Source organism: Bifidobacterium saguini DSM 23967, from assembly GCF_000741715.1.
Lineage (GTDB): Bacteria > Actinomycetota > Actinomycetes > Actinomycetales > Bifidobacteriaceae > Bifidobacterium > Bifidobacterium saguini.
Genome location: NZ_JGZN01000004.1, coordinates 42,618 through 60,818, shown reverse-complemented (window position 1 = coordinate 60,818; position 18,201 = coordinate 42,618). Strand labels below are relative to the sequence as shown.

General features: G+C 56.2%; 12 protein-coding genes, 1 tRNA gene and 1 pseudogene. 4 read left to right on the top strand and 10 right to left on the bottom strand.

What is annotated here, in order from left to right; genetic code table 11:
• Positions 1–2: 2 nt before the first annotated feature.
• From BISA_RS01830 to BISA_RS01810, 5 genes are all read right to left on the bottom strand, one after another.
• On the bottom strand, positions 3–638 hold the full coding sequence (locus BISA_RS01830) for a DUF4125 family protein (protein WP_033889872.1): 636 nt from the start codon (positions 636–638) through the stop codon (positions 3–5).
• 59 nt (positions 639–697) lie between these two features.
• Complete coding sequence (locus BISA_RS01825) at positions 698–2,836, bottom strand: DUF4037 domain-containing protein (RefSeq protein ID WP_033889871.1); 2,139 nt, start codon at positions 2,834–2,836, stop codon at positions 698–700.
• Positions 2,837–3,101: 265 nt separating this feature from the next.
• Positions 3,102–4,292 carry an MFS transporter gene (locus tag BISA_RS01820; protein ID WP_033889870.1) on the bottom strand — a complete coding sequence of 397 codons (1,191 nt, stop codon included), beginning with the start codon at positions 4,290–4,292 and terminating at the stop codon, positions 3,102–3,104.
• A gap of 120 nt (positions 4,293–4,412) precedes the next feature.
• A tRNA-Pro gene (locus BISA_RS01815) sits at positions 4,413–4,486 on the bottom strand.
• A 112-nt stretch (positions 4,487–4,598) separates the two neighbouring features.
• Complete coding sequence (locus BISA_RS01810; RefSeq protein ID WP_081889961.1) at positions 4,599–8,870, bottom strand: glycosyl hydrolase family 95 catalytic domain-containing protein; 4,272 nt, start codon at positions 8,868–8,870, stop codon at positions 4,599–4,601.
• Between the two features lie 378 nt (positions 8,871–9,248).
• Here BISA_RS01810 and lysS point away from each other — a divergent pair, with 378 nt between their 5' ends.
• From lysS to BISA_RS01795, 4 genes and pseudogenes are all read left to right on the top strand, one after another.
• Positions 9,249–10,928, top strand: coding sequence for a lysine--tRNA ligase (lysS, locus tag BISA_RS01805; protein WP_033889868.1), 1,680 nt, complete (start codon positions 9,249–9,251; stop codon positions 10,926–10,928).
• A gap of 230 nt (positions 10,929–11,158) precedes the next feature.
• Positions 11,159–11,224, top strand: a pseudogene (locus BISA_RS13555) (zinc-ribbon domain-containing protein); the annotation flags it as partial.
• 243 nt (positions 11,225–11,467) lie between these two features.
• Positions 11,468–12,994: a serine hydrolase gene (locus BISA_RS01800; protein ID WP_161786489.1), complete on the top strand. Its 1,527-nt coding sequence runs from the start codon at positions 11,468–11,470 to the stop codon at positions 12,992–12,994.
• A 103-nt stretch (positions 12,995–13,097) separates the two neighbouring features.
• Positions 13,098–14,264, top strand: a complete 1,167-nt coding sequence (locus BISA_RS01795; protein WP_033889866.1) for a zinc ribbon domain-containing protein — start codon at positions 13,098–13,100, stop codon at positions 14,262–14,264.
• Between the two features lie 103 nt (positions 14,265–14,367).
• Here BISA_RS01795 and BISA_RS01790 read toward each other — a convergent pair whose 3' ends face one another.
• The 5 genes from BISA_RS01790 to BISA_RS01770 are packed head-to-tail and all read right to left on the bottom strand — an operon-like array spanning position 14,368 to position 18,186.
• On the bottom strand, positions 14,368–14,622 hold the full coding sequence (locus tag BISA_RS01790; RefSeq protein WP_033889865.1) for a hypothetical protein: 255 nt from the start codon (positions 14,620–14,622) through the stop codon (positions 14,368–14,370).
• A 55-nt stretch (positions 14,623–14,677) separates the two neighbouring features.
• The gene (locus tag BISA_RS01785) at positions 14,678–14,971 is read right to left on the bottom strand and encodes a hypothetical protein (RefSeq protein WP_033889864.1); all 294 of its coding nucleotides are present in this window, start codon (positions 14,969–14,971) and stop codon (positions 14,678–14,680) included.
• Between the two features lies 1 nt (position 14,972).
• Complete coding sequence (locus tag BISA_RS01780) at positions 14,973–15,236, bottom strand: hypothetical protein (RefSeq protein WP_033889863.1); 264 nt, start codon at positions 15,234–15,236, stop codon at positions 14,973–14,975.
• Positions 15,237–15,283: 47 nt separating this feature from the next.
• Positions 15,284–15,538: a hypothetical protein gene (locus BISA_RS01775; RefSeq protein WP_033889862.1), complete on the bottom strand. Its 255-nt coding sequence runs from the start codon at positions 15,536–15,538 to the stop codon at positions 15,284–15,286.
• Positions 15,539–15,582: 44 nt separating this feature from the next.
• Positions 15,583–18,186: an FtsK/SpoIIIE domain-containing protein gene (locus BISA_RS01770; protein WP_051917281.1), complete on the bottom strand. Its 2,604-nt coding sequence runs from the start codon at positions 18,184–18,186 to the stop codon at positions 15,583–15,585.
• Between the last annotated feature and the right edge of the window lie 15 nt (positions 18,187–18,201).

Below are 18,201 nucleotides of genomic sequence, written 5' to 3'. Positions count from 1 at the left end.
AGTTATGCCGCCTGCAATGCCTCCGCTTCTTTAAGACTTTCGAATCCACCGAGCTTTACCGTATGCAGCAAGGTTTCTTCGGTGATATTGCGTGGAGGAGTGACGCTCGCGCGCTCGCTAATCATGGTTTCATACAGATCGAATGTGGTATCCGAATAGGTGCTGAGTTCGCCGCGCAGATAGGTCTCGAACGAAGTGGCTTGCAACGTATCCTCATCGGTAGTGAGCACCCGCATGGCTTGGCCAAGTTTCGGATACTGTGCGCGGAAATCAGCAGCCCATGCCACCTGTTGCTTGATGACCTGCTCCTGACGTGCGATACGGTTCGCGGATAGTTTTGGAATATACGGTTCGATGTTCTTTCGGAACTCGTCTGGTGCGGTGGATGCCATCATACGGCCGTATTTCTCAGTGATGAGATTGCGCCCGACCTTGTCTGCTGCATCCAAATCCGCCGCATAGGCAGCCAGCAGTTCATGCGGCCACGTTAAGAACTGTGCCAAACGCATCTGATGGAACACTGGCCAATTGCCTTGGCAAGCCGCACGCCCACCCTCGTTATTGGTGTTCTGGAACTGATTCCATTCGTGCCGCACAATAGCCTCGCGCAGCTCCTCGTCATTGAGTTTGCTAGTCATTTCCGTTCCTTTCACATATTCACAGCGTCAGCGACAGATGACTGAGGGGGAGCCGTCAATCACAGGCTTTTCAATACTGAATTATCGGATTGGATATGTTCCTCCACATATGGCCGTTGCCACTCGAGGAAGGTTTCGCTGGATGAAGTCAGTCCCTCGCGCTGTAATTCCTTAACGATTTCAGCGGCAATATGTTCCACCGTGTTGGCGATGACTTCAACAGCCGGTTCGGAACCCTTACCTCCCTCGCCGAAGCTGGCACCGCCATAGCATGCGGCCGAACTCAGACGCATAACCGTCTCCAACTGTTCGCAAATATCCGGCAGCAAGGCGAACATCGAGCCGGAAAGCTTACGCAATGCGGCGAACTGCCATTTGTAATACGGCAGGTATCCAACAATCAGCGGCTTATTAATCAGGAACACCAGCGATGCCGTGGCCTGAACGAATTCGTTGATGGATAGCCAGGCTGCCGCACCATCGCCACGCTTCAAGGAACGTGACAGATTGTATTGTCCAGCTTGCGCAATCATGCCGAGACGCTTGGAAATCAGCGACAGTCGCACATCTTCGGGCATATCCTTGAAACCTTGACGCACGGCGGAGAATTCGCCGGTTGGATCTTGGAATACTGCACCATTGGTGGCTGCGGCCAGCGTGGCCTCATCCAACATCAACCATTCATGCGGCGCATCCTGAGCAGGAGCCTTGGTGTAGCCGGTGATGGATGCGAAGAAATCGCCGATGCGGAATACGCCATCGCGGCGGCTCGCGCCTTGCGCGCGCGGTGTGGTGGGGGAGAAACGCTGCGAGTTGTCTGCATCTTCAGATGTGTTTGCTGCGGTACTTTGAACATCTCCGGTGAAATGCACAGTGCCTTGCTCATCCACGGTAAAGTCACGAGTCAATGCCTCATAATCGGCCTGCAGTTGCTCGCCAATTGCAGCATAATCCTCATCGTTGAGCCACAGGCAGAAGCGCGGGCCAAAATCATGATCTTGGGAGTATCGGTCATCAAAGCCATAGCATTCTGAGCCATGACCAACCAAACCAACTGCGATACGGCCGGCATACTGCGAGTAGCGCTGTACAACCATCGGTTTACCGACTTGATTCCAGAATTCGCGAGCCAGTTTGAGACCGGATACCGGGCACAGGGAAGATTGCTTGCTTTCGGAATTGATGGTTGACCGAGGTGTGGAATCTGCCTGTTGCCGAGATTCGCTGACGGCTGCCGGAGTGGAACGGTCATCTGCAGTGACGGCCTTGGTCTCGGCTTCATGCAGATTCTCGGCGGTAATACGGTAGTAATCAGTGTCTGTGCCATAGTATTCGGCAATCACCGTCAGAGCTTTGCGGTAGTGAGCTGCCGCCTCGCTGTAGCGCTGTTCGGCATAGAGCACTTGCGCAAACCCAGCCAGAGCAGAAGCATAATGGGCGGAATGCGTAAGCTTGCCAGTGGCATAGATGGCCAACGCCTTGGCGGCATGCTCGTGTGCGTCTTGGAGTTTGCCCTCCTGCAGCAATACCAGCGCCAGATTCGTGTGAGAGGATGCCACGTCAATATCCGCTTGCGGATTCACGCTGGAGGTTTCGACAATGGTCAGGGCCTGCTGCAGTTCTTGTTCTGCCAGCAGTAGACGGTTGGTTTCGCTGTAGAGCATGGACAGGTTGTTATGGAGCGCAGCCAGACGGCGGTCGTTAGCGGGATAGACCTTTTGCGCACATGCCAACGCTTGGGCATAGAGGTCTTCGGCCTGGTCATATTGTTTCGCTGCACGCATGGCAGTGGCGCAATTAATCAGTGTGGTGGCCCAGACTTCGGAACCTTCCAATCCCATGCGCAGCGCCAATTCGATGGCGCGTTGCACAATCCACTGGTTTTCCTTGTGCTTGCCCTGCGAACGATTGAACCCCATTGTTTCATTGAGCACGGTCAGGAGTCCGGCTTCATCGCCCGCGTTTTCTGCATCGATGGCCGCTTGCTCTAGATATGGTCCGGCTTCGGTTTCAGCGGCGTGACGATTGAAAATATCGTCCAAACCTTTGAGGAAGGCATCGGTGTTGAACGTTGCAGGCGATTCATCGGTGGTGTCTTCGCTGTCGCCCGGCAAACCTGCAGTATCGTCCAAATCTCCGGGACCATGTGCAAACTGTGCGGCGAATTGTTCGAGCAGCGCGTCTTCGTCAACCACCATGTACCTCCTTGAGCTGATGCTCCTATCAGTCTATGGGCAGAAGGAGGTGTGTGCGCCTACGCAACCCTGTGAATTACCTCTCAATCCCCATTAATCACTCATTGATACCTATTTGACGCCTATTGACACTCATTGACTGTAGGTTTTTGAACACTGACTGTAGGTTTTTGAACGGATTTCGTTGGAAAACCTACAGTCAGTGTTCAAAAACCTACAGTCAACTTATGGTCAATCTGCGGAGATTGATGGGAAGGGGTGGGATTGGTCAGCCGACGGTGATTTCGTGCAGACGCTGGGCGGCTTGAGTGTCGGATTCGCAACGCCAGGAGTAGAACGTGAGCAACCCGATCGACAAAATCGCCAACGGCAGACCGCCCAAGCCGGTGAATCGGTAGTTCATGGAGAACGTGGTCAGCATCATGCCGCCGACGATGGAACCGACTGCGTTGCCGAAGTTGAACGCCACCTGCACGGCAGCGCCGGCGATAAGTTCGCCACCGCCCTGGCCGGCTTCGGTCATCAGCAGCTGTTGCGGAGCAGAAATGAAGAACAGGCCGAAGGCGATCCAGAAGGTGAGCAATGCCGTGGTGAAATGATTACCGGGCAACAGCAGCACCATGAGCAGGCCAATACCGGAAATCGTCTGTCCGAGTGCAGCGGTGCCGGCGTGACGCCAACGGTCGGTGATTCGCCCACCGATAAGACCGCCAACCACCATGCCGAAACCGGCGAGCATCATCAGGAACGGTACGAGCGAAGACGACCAGCCACCGGTTTTCTGCAACCAAGGGGAGACGTAGCTCCACCAGCAGAACACGCCTGCGTTGCCGGTGAATACGGCGGCGAGAATCACCCACGGGCCACGGCGAGTGAGGAACTTGAACTGGCCTGCAATGCCGGCGTCCTTAATCGGAGCCACGTAAGGAATCATCGTAACGGTAAGCACAATGGTCATGGCGGCCCATGCGGCGAGCGCGCCGAAGGCAAGTCGCCAATTCAGATATTCGGCCAGCAGTGTGCCAGCTGGTACACCGAGCATATTGGCCACGGTCTGACCGGTGACCATGATGGATACGGCTTGGGCTTCCTTGCCTTTTTCGGCAAGGGTTTTAGCAATCAGCGTGGCCGTGCCGAAGAACGCGCCATGTGGCAAGCCGGAGATGAATCGCGCCACGATGAGGATCGCGGCGTTCGGAGCGAATGCCGACATTGTGTTGCCAACGAGCGCAATCACCATGAACAGCACAATTAGGTTGCGTGGCGGTACCTTACGGCCGAACACAAGAATCAGTGTGCCGATGCACACGCCGAAGGCGTAAGCGGAAATATAGTTACCAGCGGTTGGAATAGAGACGTGCGTGGCTTCGGCAGCTTGAGGGAGGATACCCATCATCACAAATTCGGCTGCGCCGAGGATGAATGCGCCTGAAGCAAGTGCAAGCAAGCTTTTCTTCATATTGTGTTCCTCTTGTGATTGTGCTGTGGAGTGTAAGCGGATGTGCGGTGTGAGTACATTGCACATCCGCTTACGCATAGCAAAAGGGCCACCGGCTTTCACCGATGGCCCTTTGAGTTGTCGGGCTGGCGGGATTTGAACCCGCGGCCTCTTCGTCCCGAACGAAGCGCGCTACCAAGCTGCGCTACAGCCCGTTTTGGCAACGAACGTAGATATTACAGGATTTTATTTGAACTGCAAAATCGGCGTGTCGCGATGGGTGTGGGCTGGCGCCCCTAATGCCGCAAGGGGCGCCAGTGCAAAGGATTATTGTGCCTGGTCTCCTCCCTTCTTACCGCGGATAATGAACGCTGCGCAGCCAGCCAGCGAGAGTCCGATAGTCAGAAGCACTGCGGCGGCTATGCCTACGCCCGTAGCAGATAAGGGGGATCCCTTACTGCTTGTTGCGCTGGAAGTATCCTTGTTTGATGTTTCCGGCGCTGGGGTGGGTTCCGGGTCCGGCTCAGGGTCGGGCGTCGGCTCTGGCTCTGGGTCTGGGTCTGGATTAGGATCAGGATCTGGCTTGGGCTCAGGCTCTGGGTCTGGGTCCGGATCGGGATCTTCCTTATCCACAACCGTGATTTCCAGCGTGCCGGAGGCGGATGGGGTGGATGCTGATGTAGCGGTGATAGTCACTTTTCCGGCTGCCTTGGCGGTGACTTTGCCAGCAGCGTCCACCGTAGCCACTGATTCATCAGAGGAAGACCAGTTCACGGTCTTGTCGGTGGCCGTATCAGGTTTGACTGTTGCCTCCAACGTGAACTCGTCGCCCACCGTGGCAGTCGTTTGGCCGGTGAGCGTGATGCTGGAGACCGGCGTCGTCTCCGGTTCCGGATCCGGCTTCGGTGAAGCCTTGACGATGGTGTACGACTCGCCCTTGGCGGTATCGAAGACAAGCAGGGATTCACCGTCTTCGTTGCGAACCGTCTCAGACTTGACCGTAACGCCGTTCTGCTGGACCTCGTAGTGCTCGGCTCCGCCCTCGGTGATCTTGACTGCCGCCTGGCCACCGTTGTTGGATGTGAGCTTGACCTTGGTGGTCTTGCCCTTGGCCCAGGTGATGCCGACAGTGAAGTTACCGCGCGCCACGAGACCATTCACTTTGCCAGACGCCCATGCGGACGGCAGTGCAGGCAGGATGTTCGTGTAGTCCTCGTATGAAGTGCCGTCTGTTGCGGTGAACGTTGAGCTGGACTGCATCAGCATTTCGTTCACGCCGGAGGTGTTGCCGAAGTTGCCGTCAATCTGGAATGGAGGGTGAGCGTCGAACAGGTTCGCGTACATGGCGCCCTTGAGCTGCTTTTGAATCAGCAGGTAGGCATGGTTGCCGTCGCCGGTGCGTGCCCACGAGTTGATGCGCTGGCCCACGCCCCAACCGGTTGCATCGTCGCCACGCTTGGTCAGCGAGACCTTGGCGGCATCCATGTATTCCGCGTTGTCCACGGTGATGAGATCGCCGGGGAACAGGCCGAGCATATGCGAAAGATGGCGATGACCCTGTTCGTAGCCGGAAATGCTGTTGCCGTTTGCATCCTTGCCGAGCTCGCCTTCGAAGTACCATTCCTTAATCTGGCCGCTGCTGCCAACTTCAATCGGGTGAAGCAGGCTCTTTGCGCATGACCATGAACGGTTTGCGTCTGCGTTGGTGAACGTGCCGGCATCATCCTTGGCCCAGTTATCCACCGAGCATGCCGTAAGATCGCCGACCAGACCGTCCGGATCGCCCTTGGCCTCGGCGGCTTCGATGGCGTCGTTGAGCATCTGCCATACCAGCGAATTCTCATACGTGTTGCCATCGGTGCCTTGCGGCCCATGCTCAGGCGAATATGCCACGCCGGTGGTCAGACGCTTGCCATTGCCGGCCTTGTGCAGCATGTAGTCAACGTAGAAGTGAGATTCCTCCTTGAGCAGTGCGTAAACACGGTCAAGCAGTTGCTCATTGCCTGAATACTCATATGCTTCGTACACGTTCTGCAGAATCCACGGCACGGCGGCCGGGCTCCAACCCCACGAGAACTGGTAGCCGGGAGCGGTGAATCCGTACGCCGTGTTTTCGGTGTGTGCCATGAAGCCTTCGCCTTCGCCAATGGCTGCATCGGCATTCGCGGTTTCGGCTCCCGCATACACTTTCGCGGTAACACGGCCAGGCTTGACCAACCCCTCCACATACTCGATAAGCGGCTCGGCGAGTTCGCCCATATTGCCGGAGTAGGTGGGCCAGTAGTTCATCTGTAGGTTGACGTTCATATGGAAGTCAGAACCCCAAGGTGTGGCGCTGTTGTGGCCTTCATCGGCTGCGGTAGTGGACCAGATGCCCTGCAGATTGCTGGGCAATTGGCTGTTCTCGCGAGAGGAACCGATGGTCAGGTAGCGGCCATACTGGTAGACAAGTGTCTCCAGTTCGCGCTGCTGCTTGGTGGTTGCGCTGCCGCTGCGGTAAGCCTTGACCAGCTTGTCGGTGGCAATGGCGCCGTCCGAAGCGTGGTTGCTTTGCCCGAGATCAAGCTTCACACGATCGTAGATTGCCGTATGGTCGGCGATGTGCGCCTGCTTGACGGCAACATAGCCCTTATTGGCTGCGGCTTGTACCGTGCTGGCCACGCGAGCGTTCACATCGTCTGCCGTTTCGCCGGTGCGGTAGTTCGGATACTCCTGCTTGTAGTCGGTTGCGGCGGCAATATACAGTGTGACGGCGGTTGCGTCACTGATGGTCAGTGATGCGCCATCCGCGCCGGTTTCCACGGTGCCTTCGCCATTGTCTACAACAGCCTTGATTTGCGAATCGTAGATGAGCCCGTTATTGCCGAGTGCGCCGCGCACGGTGAGCGTATCGCCGATGACGGTGGTGGTTTCGCCCTGCTTGGAGAAGCCTGCGTTGGTGGGCATGGCGACGGTAAGGTTCAGCTTGCCGGCTTTGCTTGCCTTGAGCCGAGCCACCATCACGTTATCTGGATTGGAGGCGAAGTATTCGCGCGTGTACGTTACGCCATCATGCGCGAATGTGACATCCGCCTTGCCTTTGGAAATGTTCAGATCACGTCGGTATTCGGTGGCCGAGGTGTTTTTGCCGAAGCCGTAATCGATGGTGATGTTGCCCCAATTCTGGTAGGCGCCTTGCTCGACGGCATTTTCGCCACCGGTCAGGTTGCCGGGGTTGACGGTGGTGGCACCCTGCTCGAGCTGCTTGTTGAGCGCTCGCAGCGTTGCGCCATTATTACCCTTGGACTCGTTATTGCCGCCGTTGTAGGTTGCGGTTGAGCCAGGGCCGCCAGTCCACAGCGTCTCCTCGTTGAAGGTGATGCGCTCCTTGCCGATTTCTCCCCAGACAGTGCCGCCGATGCGTCCATTGCCGATGGGTAGTGTGGTCTGCTGCCACTGATTGCCATCAGCATTGCCATTCATCCATTGGCCGGCGGTCATCGATGCGTCCGTGGATGAGGCGGGCTGGGAGTACCACAGCCAGTCATCGCCGCTGGTGTCGCCGTCACCGCCTTCTTCGACTTCAGCGATAACGTACACGTTGAACGAGGCGGTAATGCTGGGATCGGCGTTGTATGTGACGGTGATGGGATATGCGCCAATGTTGTTGCCGTTGAATGCGCTCGCATCAAGCGTGTATTCGTCAGCGGACAGTGTTCGCACGCTGCCATCGGCGGTGCTGGTGGCGGTGACGGCAAGGCCCTTGGCGTTGAACTGTTCGCCGAGGCTGTATTTGGTCGTCATCGCGGATGCGTCGATGGAGAGCACATAATCCTTCGGCTTGGCGGTGACGGTCAGCTGTGGCTTCATGTCGTCGGTTGCTCCGGTCAGCGAGGTTACCTCGTTGCTGCCGAAACGCACGTCGATATGGCGGGATTCGCCGAGCGCCAGCGTAATAAGCGTGTGTCCTGCCTCAAATTGCTCTCGAATGATATCGGTCACATCAAGTGTGACTTTCGTGGTATTCGAAGCACTTACCGTCATTCGGTCCGCATATTTCACCGAGCCGAGCGTGAAGGCGTCCGATTGCGCCTTGGTGGCGTTCGTGGCATCGAACTTCGGTCGGCTGGCCCAGGTGGCGCTATTCACATCGCAAGCCGCCGCAGTGGTGCATGTTGCGGTGTCTACGGCCGTGACGTGCACGGTGTCGGTTGCGTCGGCACTCTGCTGGGCGCCCGCATAGCCGAGATAGGTGAGCGTTAAGGCCGCATGTTCGGGCGCTGCCGTCTGAGCGGACAGGTCGAAGGTCATCAGGCCCATCTTTGCGTCGGTCTGGTCATTGATATCGGTGGATTCGAAGAGTTCGCCGAAGTCACCGTAGCCGTTTGGCTGCAGTGCGCCGAGGTAGGCTGCAGTGTTCTTTGTCTGGGTCTTTTCGTTGGCCCAAGCCTGCAGTGTGGTATCGGCGATAGGGGTGACGGTTGTGGTGTTTCCGGTGCGGGGTGCCGTTGTTTCCAACGCTACCGCAGGCGCTGTGGCCATAGTCAACGTCAGGCTGGTTGCCGCTATGCCTGCAATCCATGAGAGGATGCGGGAGCGTTTATGCTGAGGGGTGCTCATAAATAGGGGATACTTTCTTGTAGTGCCGCCGCGTCAACGTGGCGGGCGATAGTGCGGCGTGAGTTCGGGCCGCGGGGAACCGGTTGTCTGAGACTGCCAGGCTGTGTAGAAGGGACATTGACATGCGGTCAGCGGCATTGTTGACCATGCATCACACAAATGTTAAGTTCCCTTACATTGGGTGTCAAACTTACAATCTCAGGCATTGCTTGTTGATGGTCTGCGAAGCGTTGTGCTCACTGGAAACAACGTTTACAGTATGGCGAATACTCGGCGCGTCGCTATTATGCAATGTTGCTGCAGTGCCGCTGTGCCACTGCTCATGCGCTCGGGCTCACAAAGGCCGGTGGTAGAACCCCGTCGCTACACTGATGCGTTATGTGCGAAACCCAAGAATCCCAAGCAAATGAGGAAGAAACCCCGGTAGTCCCGCAGATGACTACCGTTGAGCGTGCGGAAATGCTGCTCAAGCAGGATGCCACCATTACCGAAAAGATTAAGTCCGGCGCCACGCTGGATGAGGCTGTGGACCCGTCCAACAAGGAATTCGGCCCGCTGGCCCACCCGGAGCAGGTGCAGATGCGTGTGGCCAAGCGCGCCATGATGCTGGATGCCGGCATGGCTCCCTACCCGGTGCATCTGGATGTGACCAGCACCATCGAAGCCGTGCGCGCCAAGTATGATGGCAAGCTTGAAGCCGGCGAGGAAACCGAAGACATGGTTGGTATCGCCGGCCGTGTGCTGTTCCTGCGCAACGCTGGCGGCCTGTGCTTCGTGCAGCTCGCCGCAGGCGACGGCACCAAGATTCAGGGCATGATTTCCAAGAAGGAGATCGGTGCCGATTCTCTGAAGCAGTTCAAGCAGCTGGTTGATCTTGGTGACCATCTGTACTTGAAGGGCCGTGTGATTGCCTCCAAGACCGGTGAGCTGTCTGTGTTTGCCACTGAGTGGGCCATCGCTTCCAAGGCTTTGCAGCCGTTGCCGGCCCTGCACAAGGAACTGAACGAGGACACGCGCACCCGCAAGCCGTACATTGCCATGATTGCGGACGAGAAGACTCGCAATATGGTGCGCAACCGTTCCAAGGCCGTGGCTTCCTTGCGCAACACCTTTGCCAGCCATGACTTCCTCGAGGTCGAAACCCCGATGCTGCAGACCCTGCACGGTGGTGCTGCGGCCCGCCCGTTCACCACGCATATGAACGCTTTCGATTTGGACCTCTACCTGCGTATCGCTCCGGAACTGTTCCTGAAGCGTTGCCTGGTGGGTGGCATCGACCGTGTGTTCGAAATCAACCGCGACTTCCGTAACGAGGGCGTCGATGCCACGCACGCCCCTGAGTTCACGATGGTCGAGGCCTACCAGGCTTACGGCACCTACGATTCCATCGGCCAGTTGGTCAAGGAACTCGTGCAGAAGACCGCTATGGACGTCTACGGCTCCCACAAGGTCACGCTGCTGGATGGCACCGAATACGACTTCGGCGGCGAATGGAAGACCATCAGCATGTATGACTCCCTCTCCGAAGCCCTCGGCGAGGAAATCGTGCCGAACGGCGGCCCGGAGCACCCCGGCACTTCCGTGGAACACCTCGGCGAGATCGCCGACAAGCTCGGCGTGGAGCGCGATGAAGTCGAGAACCACGGCAAACTTGTCGAGCACCTCTGGGAGCACTTCTACGAGGACAAGCTTTACGAGCCGACCTTCGTGCTCGACTTCCCGGTCGAAACCTCTCCGCTGGTCAAGGGTCACCGCACCAAGCCGGGTGTGGTGGAGAAGTGGGATCTCTACGTGCGCGGCTTCGAGCTGGCCACCGGCTACTCCGAGCTCAACGATCCGGTTGTGCAGCGTGAACGTTTCGTGGCCCAGGCCAAAGATGCGCTCGCCGGCGATGAGGAGGCCTGCGATATCGATGAGGACTTCCTCGAGGCTCTCGGCGTGGGCATGCCTCCGGCAGGTGGCATGGGCATGGGCATCGACCGTCTGCTCATTGCTCTGACCGGTGCCACGATCCGCGAGACCATCACCTTCCCGCTGGTCAAGCCGTTGGTCGCCTGACATAAGGTTTGTGGCCTGACGATAGGCCAAGTGAGAACCCCTCAGCTCTATTTGATACGGAGAGCTGAGGGGTTTCTTGTATGTGCAGTGCATGCAGTACGGCTTCATATGCATTCGCGTAAATCCGTATATTCTACGAACTGTCCATTGCCCTGCTTTCTATCATGGCGGCGTAGCTGAAAGTGCTAACTTATAGTTATCGCCACGAAGAAGGATGCGAGGGAAGAAATATGGGATTCTGTGGTCAATGTGGCACAAAGTTGGTGCCGGGAGCTGCGTTCTGTCAGCAATGCGGCTCTCGGGTTGAGTCTGAAAGCCAGCCATCTGCGCCAGTGGAGCAAGCTGCTGCAACTCAGCCTGATGCTGAGCAAACAGCCGTGGAGCAACCCATCGCAGCGCAGCCCACAGTAGAACAGCCTGCTGCAGCGCAGCCCACAGAGAGTATGTCTCCGCTGTTGCCTACTGAAACAGCAGCTCCCGAAATACCGGTTCCTGGAATGCCGTCCGATGCGACGGTTCCGGAAACATTTGCTCCCGTGATGCCACAGACGGTTGAGAATAATCTTCCGCCAGTACCACTGCCTCCGAGGCCTGACTCCACTGCAGGTACTCCAGCGATTCCTAGCGCCGATACGCCGGATGTTCCTGCGCTGGATACGCCAGTAGATGCCAAAACCAAGAAGTGCAAGAAGATTATTGCTTTGGTGATTGCCGCAATAGTTGTTGTAGCGCTGGTAGTGGCCAGCGTGGTCTACGTGAAGTTCCGCAACAATACGGCATCCGAGGCTCCTGCAACAACCACTGCGAAAACCACGAAATCAAAGAAAACTGAGAAGAAGTTCTCGTTTGACTCGAAAACGCTGGACGACATCGTCGACGCAGCGCAGCCGGCATCGGTGGCCGCTGCGACTGCTGATGGCAAGGCTGAGTATTCATCGTCCAAGGCGAGCACCAGTGGTGTAGCCAGTGGTTTGTACCTGCCCGTGTACCTTGCCATAACCGATAACGGCAAGAAGCAGAACGATCAGGCCACTGAACTGCTGAAAAATCAAAGCAATGACACTGCCAACGCGCTGATCAGCCAAATGGGTGGCCTTAATGCGGTGAACAATTGGCTGAAGAACAACGGTTACACGCATACCGAGTTGCAGCGCAACTATGGAGACACTGCAGCATCCCAGGCTGGTAAGGAAAACGTGACCACGGCCGAGGATGCCACCAATATGTTGACCGTGATCGAACGCCTTGGCCTTAGCGATTTGATGAATCTGGACACGCAATCCGAAGGCATTACCGTGCCCGATACCATGACTGTGCACGGATTCCACGGCCAAGGTATTGGCGGATATTACAACTATTACTTCATCATCAAGGATGGTGACCGTACCATCACGCTGACCGTGATGACGCAGCAAAGCAAGGAGGCCGCCGCCAAGCTCGCATCCGATCTGCTGGCCGAGATTCACAAGCAGGCCAACCCGGACAACAAGGGCGAAGGCAACAAGAACAGCAACAATGGCGATACCGCTCAGAACGGCAATGACGGTTCCAATGCCGTAACGCCAGTGCAACTCACTCAGTCGTACACCACGCAGTTCGACACGGTGAATATGATTACGGTGACGAAATACACATTCCAATATCCATCCGATTGGACCATTGGACAGCCCGAAATCACAGATCTGGTCGAAATAGTTAACTTAACCAATGCTCGTGGTGTGACCATCCAATACTATTGGGGGCCGATACAGGGCAAGTTCATGAAGCATGAGACGGTGACGAAGATTGCTGATGCGCAGTTTGATGCGCCATGTGCCCAGGATTGCCGAAATTATCAGAACCCAGGCCCCTTTATGGTGGCGCAAGTTGATGGTGATGAAGGCTCGCACTTGGCGTTGATGCCGGACTCATACCAAGGAGCACATGATTTTCCGGCTTATACGGGATACCTGTTCGAGAGCTTCGGATATAGCAGTTTCGCCACAATCGATACCAAGGGTGGTCTGACCGCACAGGAGAAGGCGGAAGTCATCGCCATCCTCGCCAGCCTCAGAAGCGCACAGTAAACGCGCCGAACGCTCAAGCCACAGATAATTCCATCGCCGTTGTGAGGTACTGCCATCGCTGCGCAGCATCGCACAACGGCTTCACCTGTAAAGGAGAAACCTCATGTTCTGCCCATCATGTGGCAAACCGAATGCAGAAGGCGCCAAATTCTGTGCGTACTGCGGCAAGCCAATGCCTCAGCAGCCTGCACAACAGGCAGCGCCACAACAACCAACGCAGTCCGCGTCGAGCTCGCAGCCTCAGCCATCCATACCATTGCCAAACCAAAGCGGTACACAGTCGGCACAAGCAGAGCAGAAACCAACCAGCCACCTACTCGACACCCTGCACAATGCGCCTCGCGGATTGCTGGTCACCGTTGTAGTGGTGGCAGCACTCGCAGTCGGTTCGTTAGCGTTACACGGGTTCGGCTCCACCTCGAAGCAGGCCTCCAGCCAGCAGCAATCCTCTTCATCCACCAGCGCTGATACGCAGTCCAATGGTGCCGATGATTCCTCTGATGGCACTCAGCAAGAGGATTCTCCAGTGAGCATCAGCGATGTTTCGTATAGCAAGAGCTACTACTGGGATAGCGGCCTCAGCAAGCAGGATTGCTATGTGGTCTCTATGACTGTTTCGAGCAGTGAGGCGCTGACCGTCGCTCCGACCATCCGCGTTGACTACAGTGCTACCGACAAGTACGGTGATGTGCGGGATCATGTAGTGGCATTGGGCGGCCACGTTACCAAGTACGCAAGCATTGAGGATGAGAACTCCGAGGTTGGCGGATTCCAGATCTTCGCTAATACGGCAGGTGGCACATCCAATTTCAGCATTGGCGCAAGTGCGCAGCGAACCGTGGACTTCTATATCATCTATGATGCCGATGCCGTAACCGACGTATCCAAAATCAGCGTGATTGATTCCCAATACAGCGAAGACGATAGCTCCAGCGAAGGCACCCTTGATGAGGACGCATTGAGCCAAATCAAGTTTGAGAAACAGCAAGCTGGCGATAATGGGCACAATTCGTTGACCGGTACTGTTGAGAACACTACGAATGATAAGTGGCCTTCAGCCAAGGTATCGGTAATGTTTACCATCGATGGTCATCCGGTGGCAGGCGGATCCGGATTCATGGTGAGTGGCAAGGTGGATAAGCCGTTGAAGCCTGGTGCATCCGGTACCTGCACGATTGAGCAGCCGCTGACCGATGAGGAAGTGGCGAAAACCGGTGGCACGCTTGCATGGCAAGTGGCCTCGGTGTCGTATGACATCGATTCGGAGTGATTGAGTATAGGCGATTGAACTGTAGACACAAGTAAGGGCCGCGCGATTTCCGTAATCAGGAATTGCGCGGCCCTTACCGTAGATGACCTAGCTCGTGAGTATTTCAGAACGACCGCAGCTGTCGCATGGCCGTTTTCGCAGCCTGTTGATAGCGCTGCGTATTCGCGACCAACTGCTGCAATTCCGCGCGTGCCTGTGCGGCTTGTGCCTGTGCTCGCCCACCTTTAGGAATACGCGCCAACGACGATTCCGCAGTGCTTACAGCTTGCGCTGCCTGGCGTGCCGCATAGGACACGCGTTCAGCGGATTTGACGTACCGCTGCAGGTCATCGATATGATTCTGAATGCTTTCCACCATGATTAGGCTCTATTCTCCCTAAGGTTGTGCTGCGATCAGATGACTGTGCAGTCATTTATCGGTAGGTATCGGGAACGTAGACGACTTCGGTAACATCTATGCCTTTGGCCGCGGCGATGGCGGCGGCGATGGATGAGGCCGCCGCGCTGGCGCTTCCAGTCATTACATGGGCAGCACCCTCAACCGGAACACCAGTGCCGGTGCCCTGCAGGGTTGCGTTCGACATCTGCTCCACCTTGGCGGCTTGGCTTCCAGCCTCATTCGCTATGCGCAGCGCTTGTTGTAATGCGGCGACTGCAGCGTCTCGTGCTGCAGCCCACTGCTTGTTTACCACGGTGACGTATGCCATATCAGGCTCCTCGCGATTCCTTGATGTATCGTGCGGTTTCGTTCTGCAACTCTTCCAGCATGCTGATCGCTTTCTTCATTGCTGCAGATGCCTGCTGTACTTCGCGCGTGGCGCGCTGACCGGGAATCGAGCCGCGCGTGACCGCGGCTAATTGCACGGTGTTGCGGTCGATTTTCTCCCTGTTGGTTGCCATCAGTGTTTGGAGCTGCTTGGAGTTGTGGCTGATTTTCGCTGCCGCGAGTTGCGTTTCGTAAATTGATGCCATAGTGGGTATGTCCTTAGTGAATATACGAATTGATTGAGCAAGCTTGTTTAGAGCATGCGAATCTGGTCCAGTGCCGTGGAAGCCTGCTTCAACTCGATGAGCGTCTCTTCCAGCGACTTTTGAGTCTGCTTGATGGAGGCAATCATGCGCTGATCGTAACCTTTATCACTGCCGTCAAGTTCTGAAACCACCAATGACATATTGTCCCGTGTGGCGCCTTGATAGTTGAGTACCAGCCTGATTTGGGCGTTGATTTCGCTTTGCAGCAAAGTCACAATGGCCTTGGTCTGCCGTAACGACATGATGACTTCCTTTCTTATGTGTGCTGTGCGTCGGGATGCGCTGGTTATATGCCTGGATGCGGAGCGATGGGCAGTGGCACTGTGGCATACGGAATGATGATTGCCGGTTCGTTCATGTTGGAGGCATCCCACGCGAGGGCGCGATTGTCTTCAGGCGTGTATTCGAATGCCGGATCGCCGGTGATGTTACCGATGGTACGTTGATCGGTTTGGAAGGCGATGCGTGCATCGAAGAAGTCCAAACCATCGGATGCAATACCCATCTGCTTCTCGAAAGCGCTGTATTTGCGCCACCAGCCGAGCACATGAATGCCGTTGGTCGGGCCCTGATCACAGAGTGTCGAGAATTCCTCCGGCATCCGGCCAACGCGATCCAGGCCAAAGCCGAAGATATAGGTCTCCATCTCATCTGCAGTGGATTCGTCTCCAAGATGCGAAGTGCTCGTGGGAGCCGAGGGGCCATTGACATCAAGACTCGGCATAGGAACGGCAATATCGGCGGTGCTGCGGCCCGTATCGGTGTTGGAGAAGGAATCGGAGCTCGGCTGTGGCGGAAGCCCGAATTTCGTGGCGTCAAAGTCGGCGCCGAAATCGGTATTGGCATCCGCCGCAGCTTCCCAGTCAACAGTGGGCAGCAGTGCGTCGCTTCCGGAATTAAGCCCATGCTGTGCGGCGATTTCCTGGATGGTCTTAGTGATATGACGACGATCCACTAAGTCAACTTGCACTCCCTGAGCCTGTAGCATATTGCGGAGCTGCTCGCAGGTGTACGGCCTGCTGGGATCTGGCAGCATCGCATCGAGAATCACAAAGTGGGCAGCATGCTCCTTGCTCTGACGTGCCAAAGCGAGGGCGAAGCCCATCAATTCCACAGGAACATGCTCGCCGGAGCCGAACAACGCAATATTGCGGCCAGCATCTCGGCCCAGCGGAATCGCCAATGGTTCGGAATCAACTTCAATTCGTCCGCCGGCCAGCACTACGGGAGAGCCGCTGATATCCGGTACTGCGAGTGATGCGTCAGACTGCCAATCGCGGTCGCGCTCGCCGTCGAAGACGAATGGCGGCCGGGTCATGTGTGCGTTGATGGCGTACTGCCACCACTTCCGTCGCAGCGGCAGCAGTGTTTGCTCCTCGAACTCGCCTCCTGCGTACGCGATATTGACGGTGTCATTATCCTTTGGGTTGCCATAGTTGAGGTTGACGATAGCCTCATGCGGTCGCAGATATGCGGCAGCTTCGTTATTCATGCCCAATGTGGCACGGGATTCGGAGACGGAGTTCTTCAAAGCGATGCGAATCGGTACCTGTGCCAGCAACGTGTTCTCTCCGCCCATCAACGCCATGCTGTTGCCGATGGTCTGGGACGCCAGAATGATGTGAATGCCAGCTGCACGGAACAAGCGGACGGCATTCGTCAGCAACGAAGCAATATGGCGTGATTTCTCGTCGTTCGAGTCAATCATCATCTGGAACTCATCGATGATCAATACGATACGGGAAATAATAATGCCGGTCTTTTTGCGATAGTCGTAGATGTTTTGCGCGCCCGCCTCTTTAAAGAGCTTCAGACGTTTGCGGTGCTCGTCAAACAAGTGCTCGAGTACGCTCAAACCGAATTCGCGATCCGCTTCAAGACCTATGGCGCGTGCCTGAGGAAGGTATGCGCCATCAGCCTGTTGGCAGAACGGCTGCAATGTAACGCCTTCCTTAAAGTCCAGCAGGTACAGTTCCAATTCCTGAGGACTGTAACGCTGGCAAAGGCTGTGGATGATGACGGAAATCAGGTTCGATTTACCTTGACCCACAGCGCCGGTGATCAACGCATTGTGACGCTGATTCAGCGAATCGCCAAGCGTGATTTCCACATTTCGTTTGCCGTACCGGCCTACGGAGAACGTCACGCCGTCGATGCTGCTGCCTTGCCAGAGCACATCATCAGACAGGTTCTCGACGGTGTTGAAGAGAATGGAATCAGTCCCGTACGCCGGGTCTTTCAGTTTTTCCGTGATATTGTGCGCGACTGCGATGATGTCGTTGGCATTGGTTTCGTAATAGTTCTCTTGCGGTATCCAAGCATGTTGATACGGCTTGAGAACAATGTTCTTCATCACCTCATCATCCGGGAGCAGCGAATGCATAATGATGCTCACGCCCGCCCTTGGCCCGGCTGTGGCGAGAATGTCCAGATTGACTTGGATGTCCTTGGGCAGGAGCGAATAATTCGCCGCCACCACCAGAAGGGTGTAGCCGCCCATAGGATAATCCTCGTGCTCGCGAAAATCAGCCAATGTAGGTGCGGTTCCCTGCATCATGTCATACGTGGAACGCACCTGTTCCTTGAGACGTGTAATGGCCAATGCCAAATCCTGCTTGGAGCTGAGTATGTCCAGCAGCTGGCGGCCGCCTTCGTTGAGCTCTTTGAATGGTGCGGCGAATCCGGTCAGTCGTTCGTCGTAGACCATAACGTTCAACTGGCCTGGAGCGGTGTTGGCCAAAGCTGTGCACATGAAATCCTGCGTCAAAGCGATGCTGTAGTTGCTGTTCACCAGCGACTCTTCCACCCAGATATTTCCATTGCACAGCAGCGGCCAAGTGCCGCCTCCTACGTTTACTTCACGGGCGACCGGAAGCATCGGCGATGTCATGATGTTCTCCCTGAA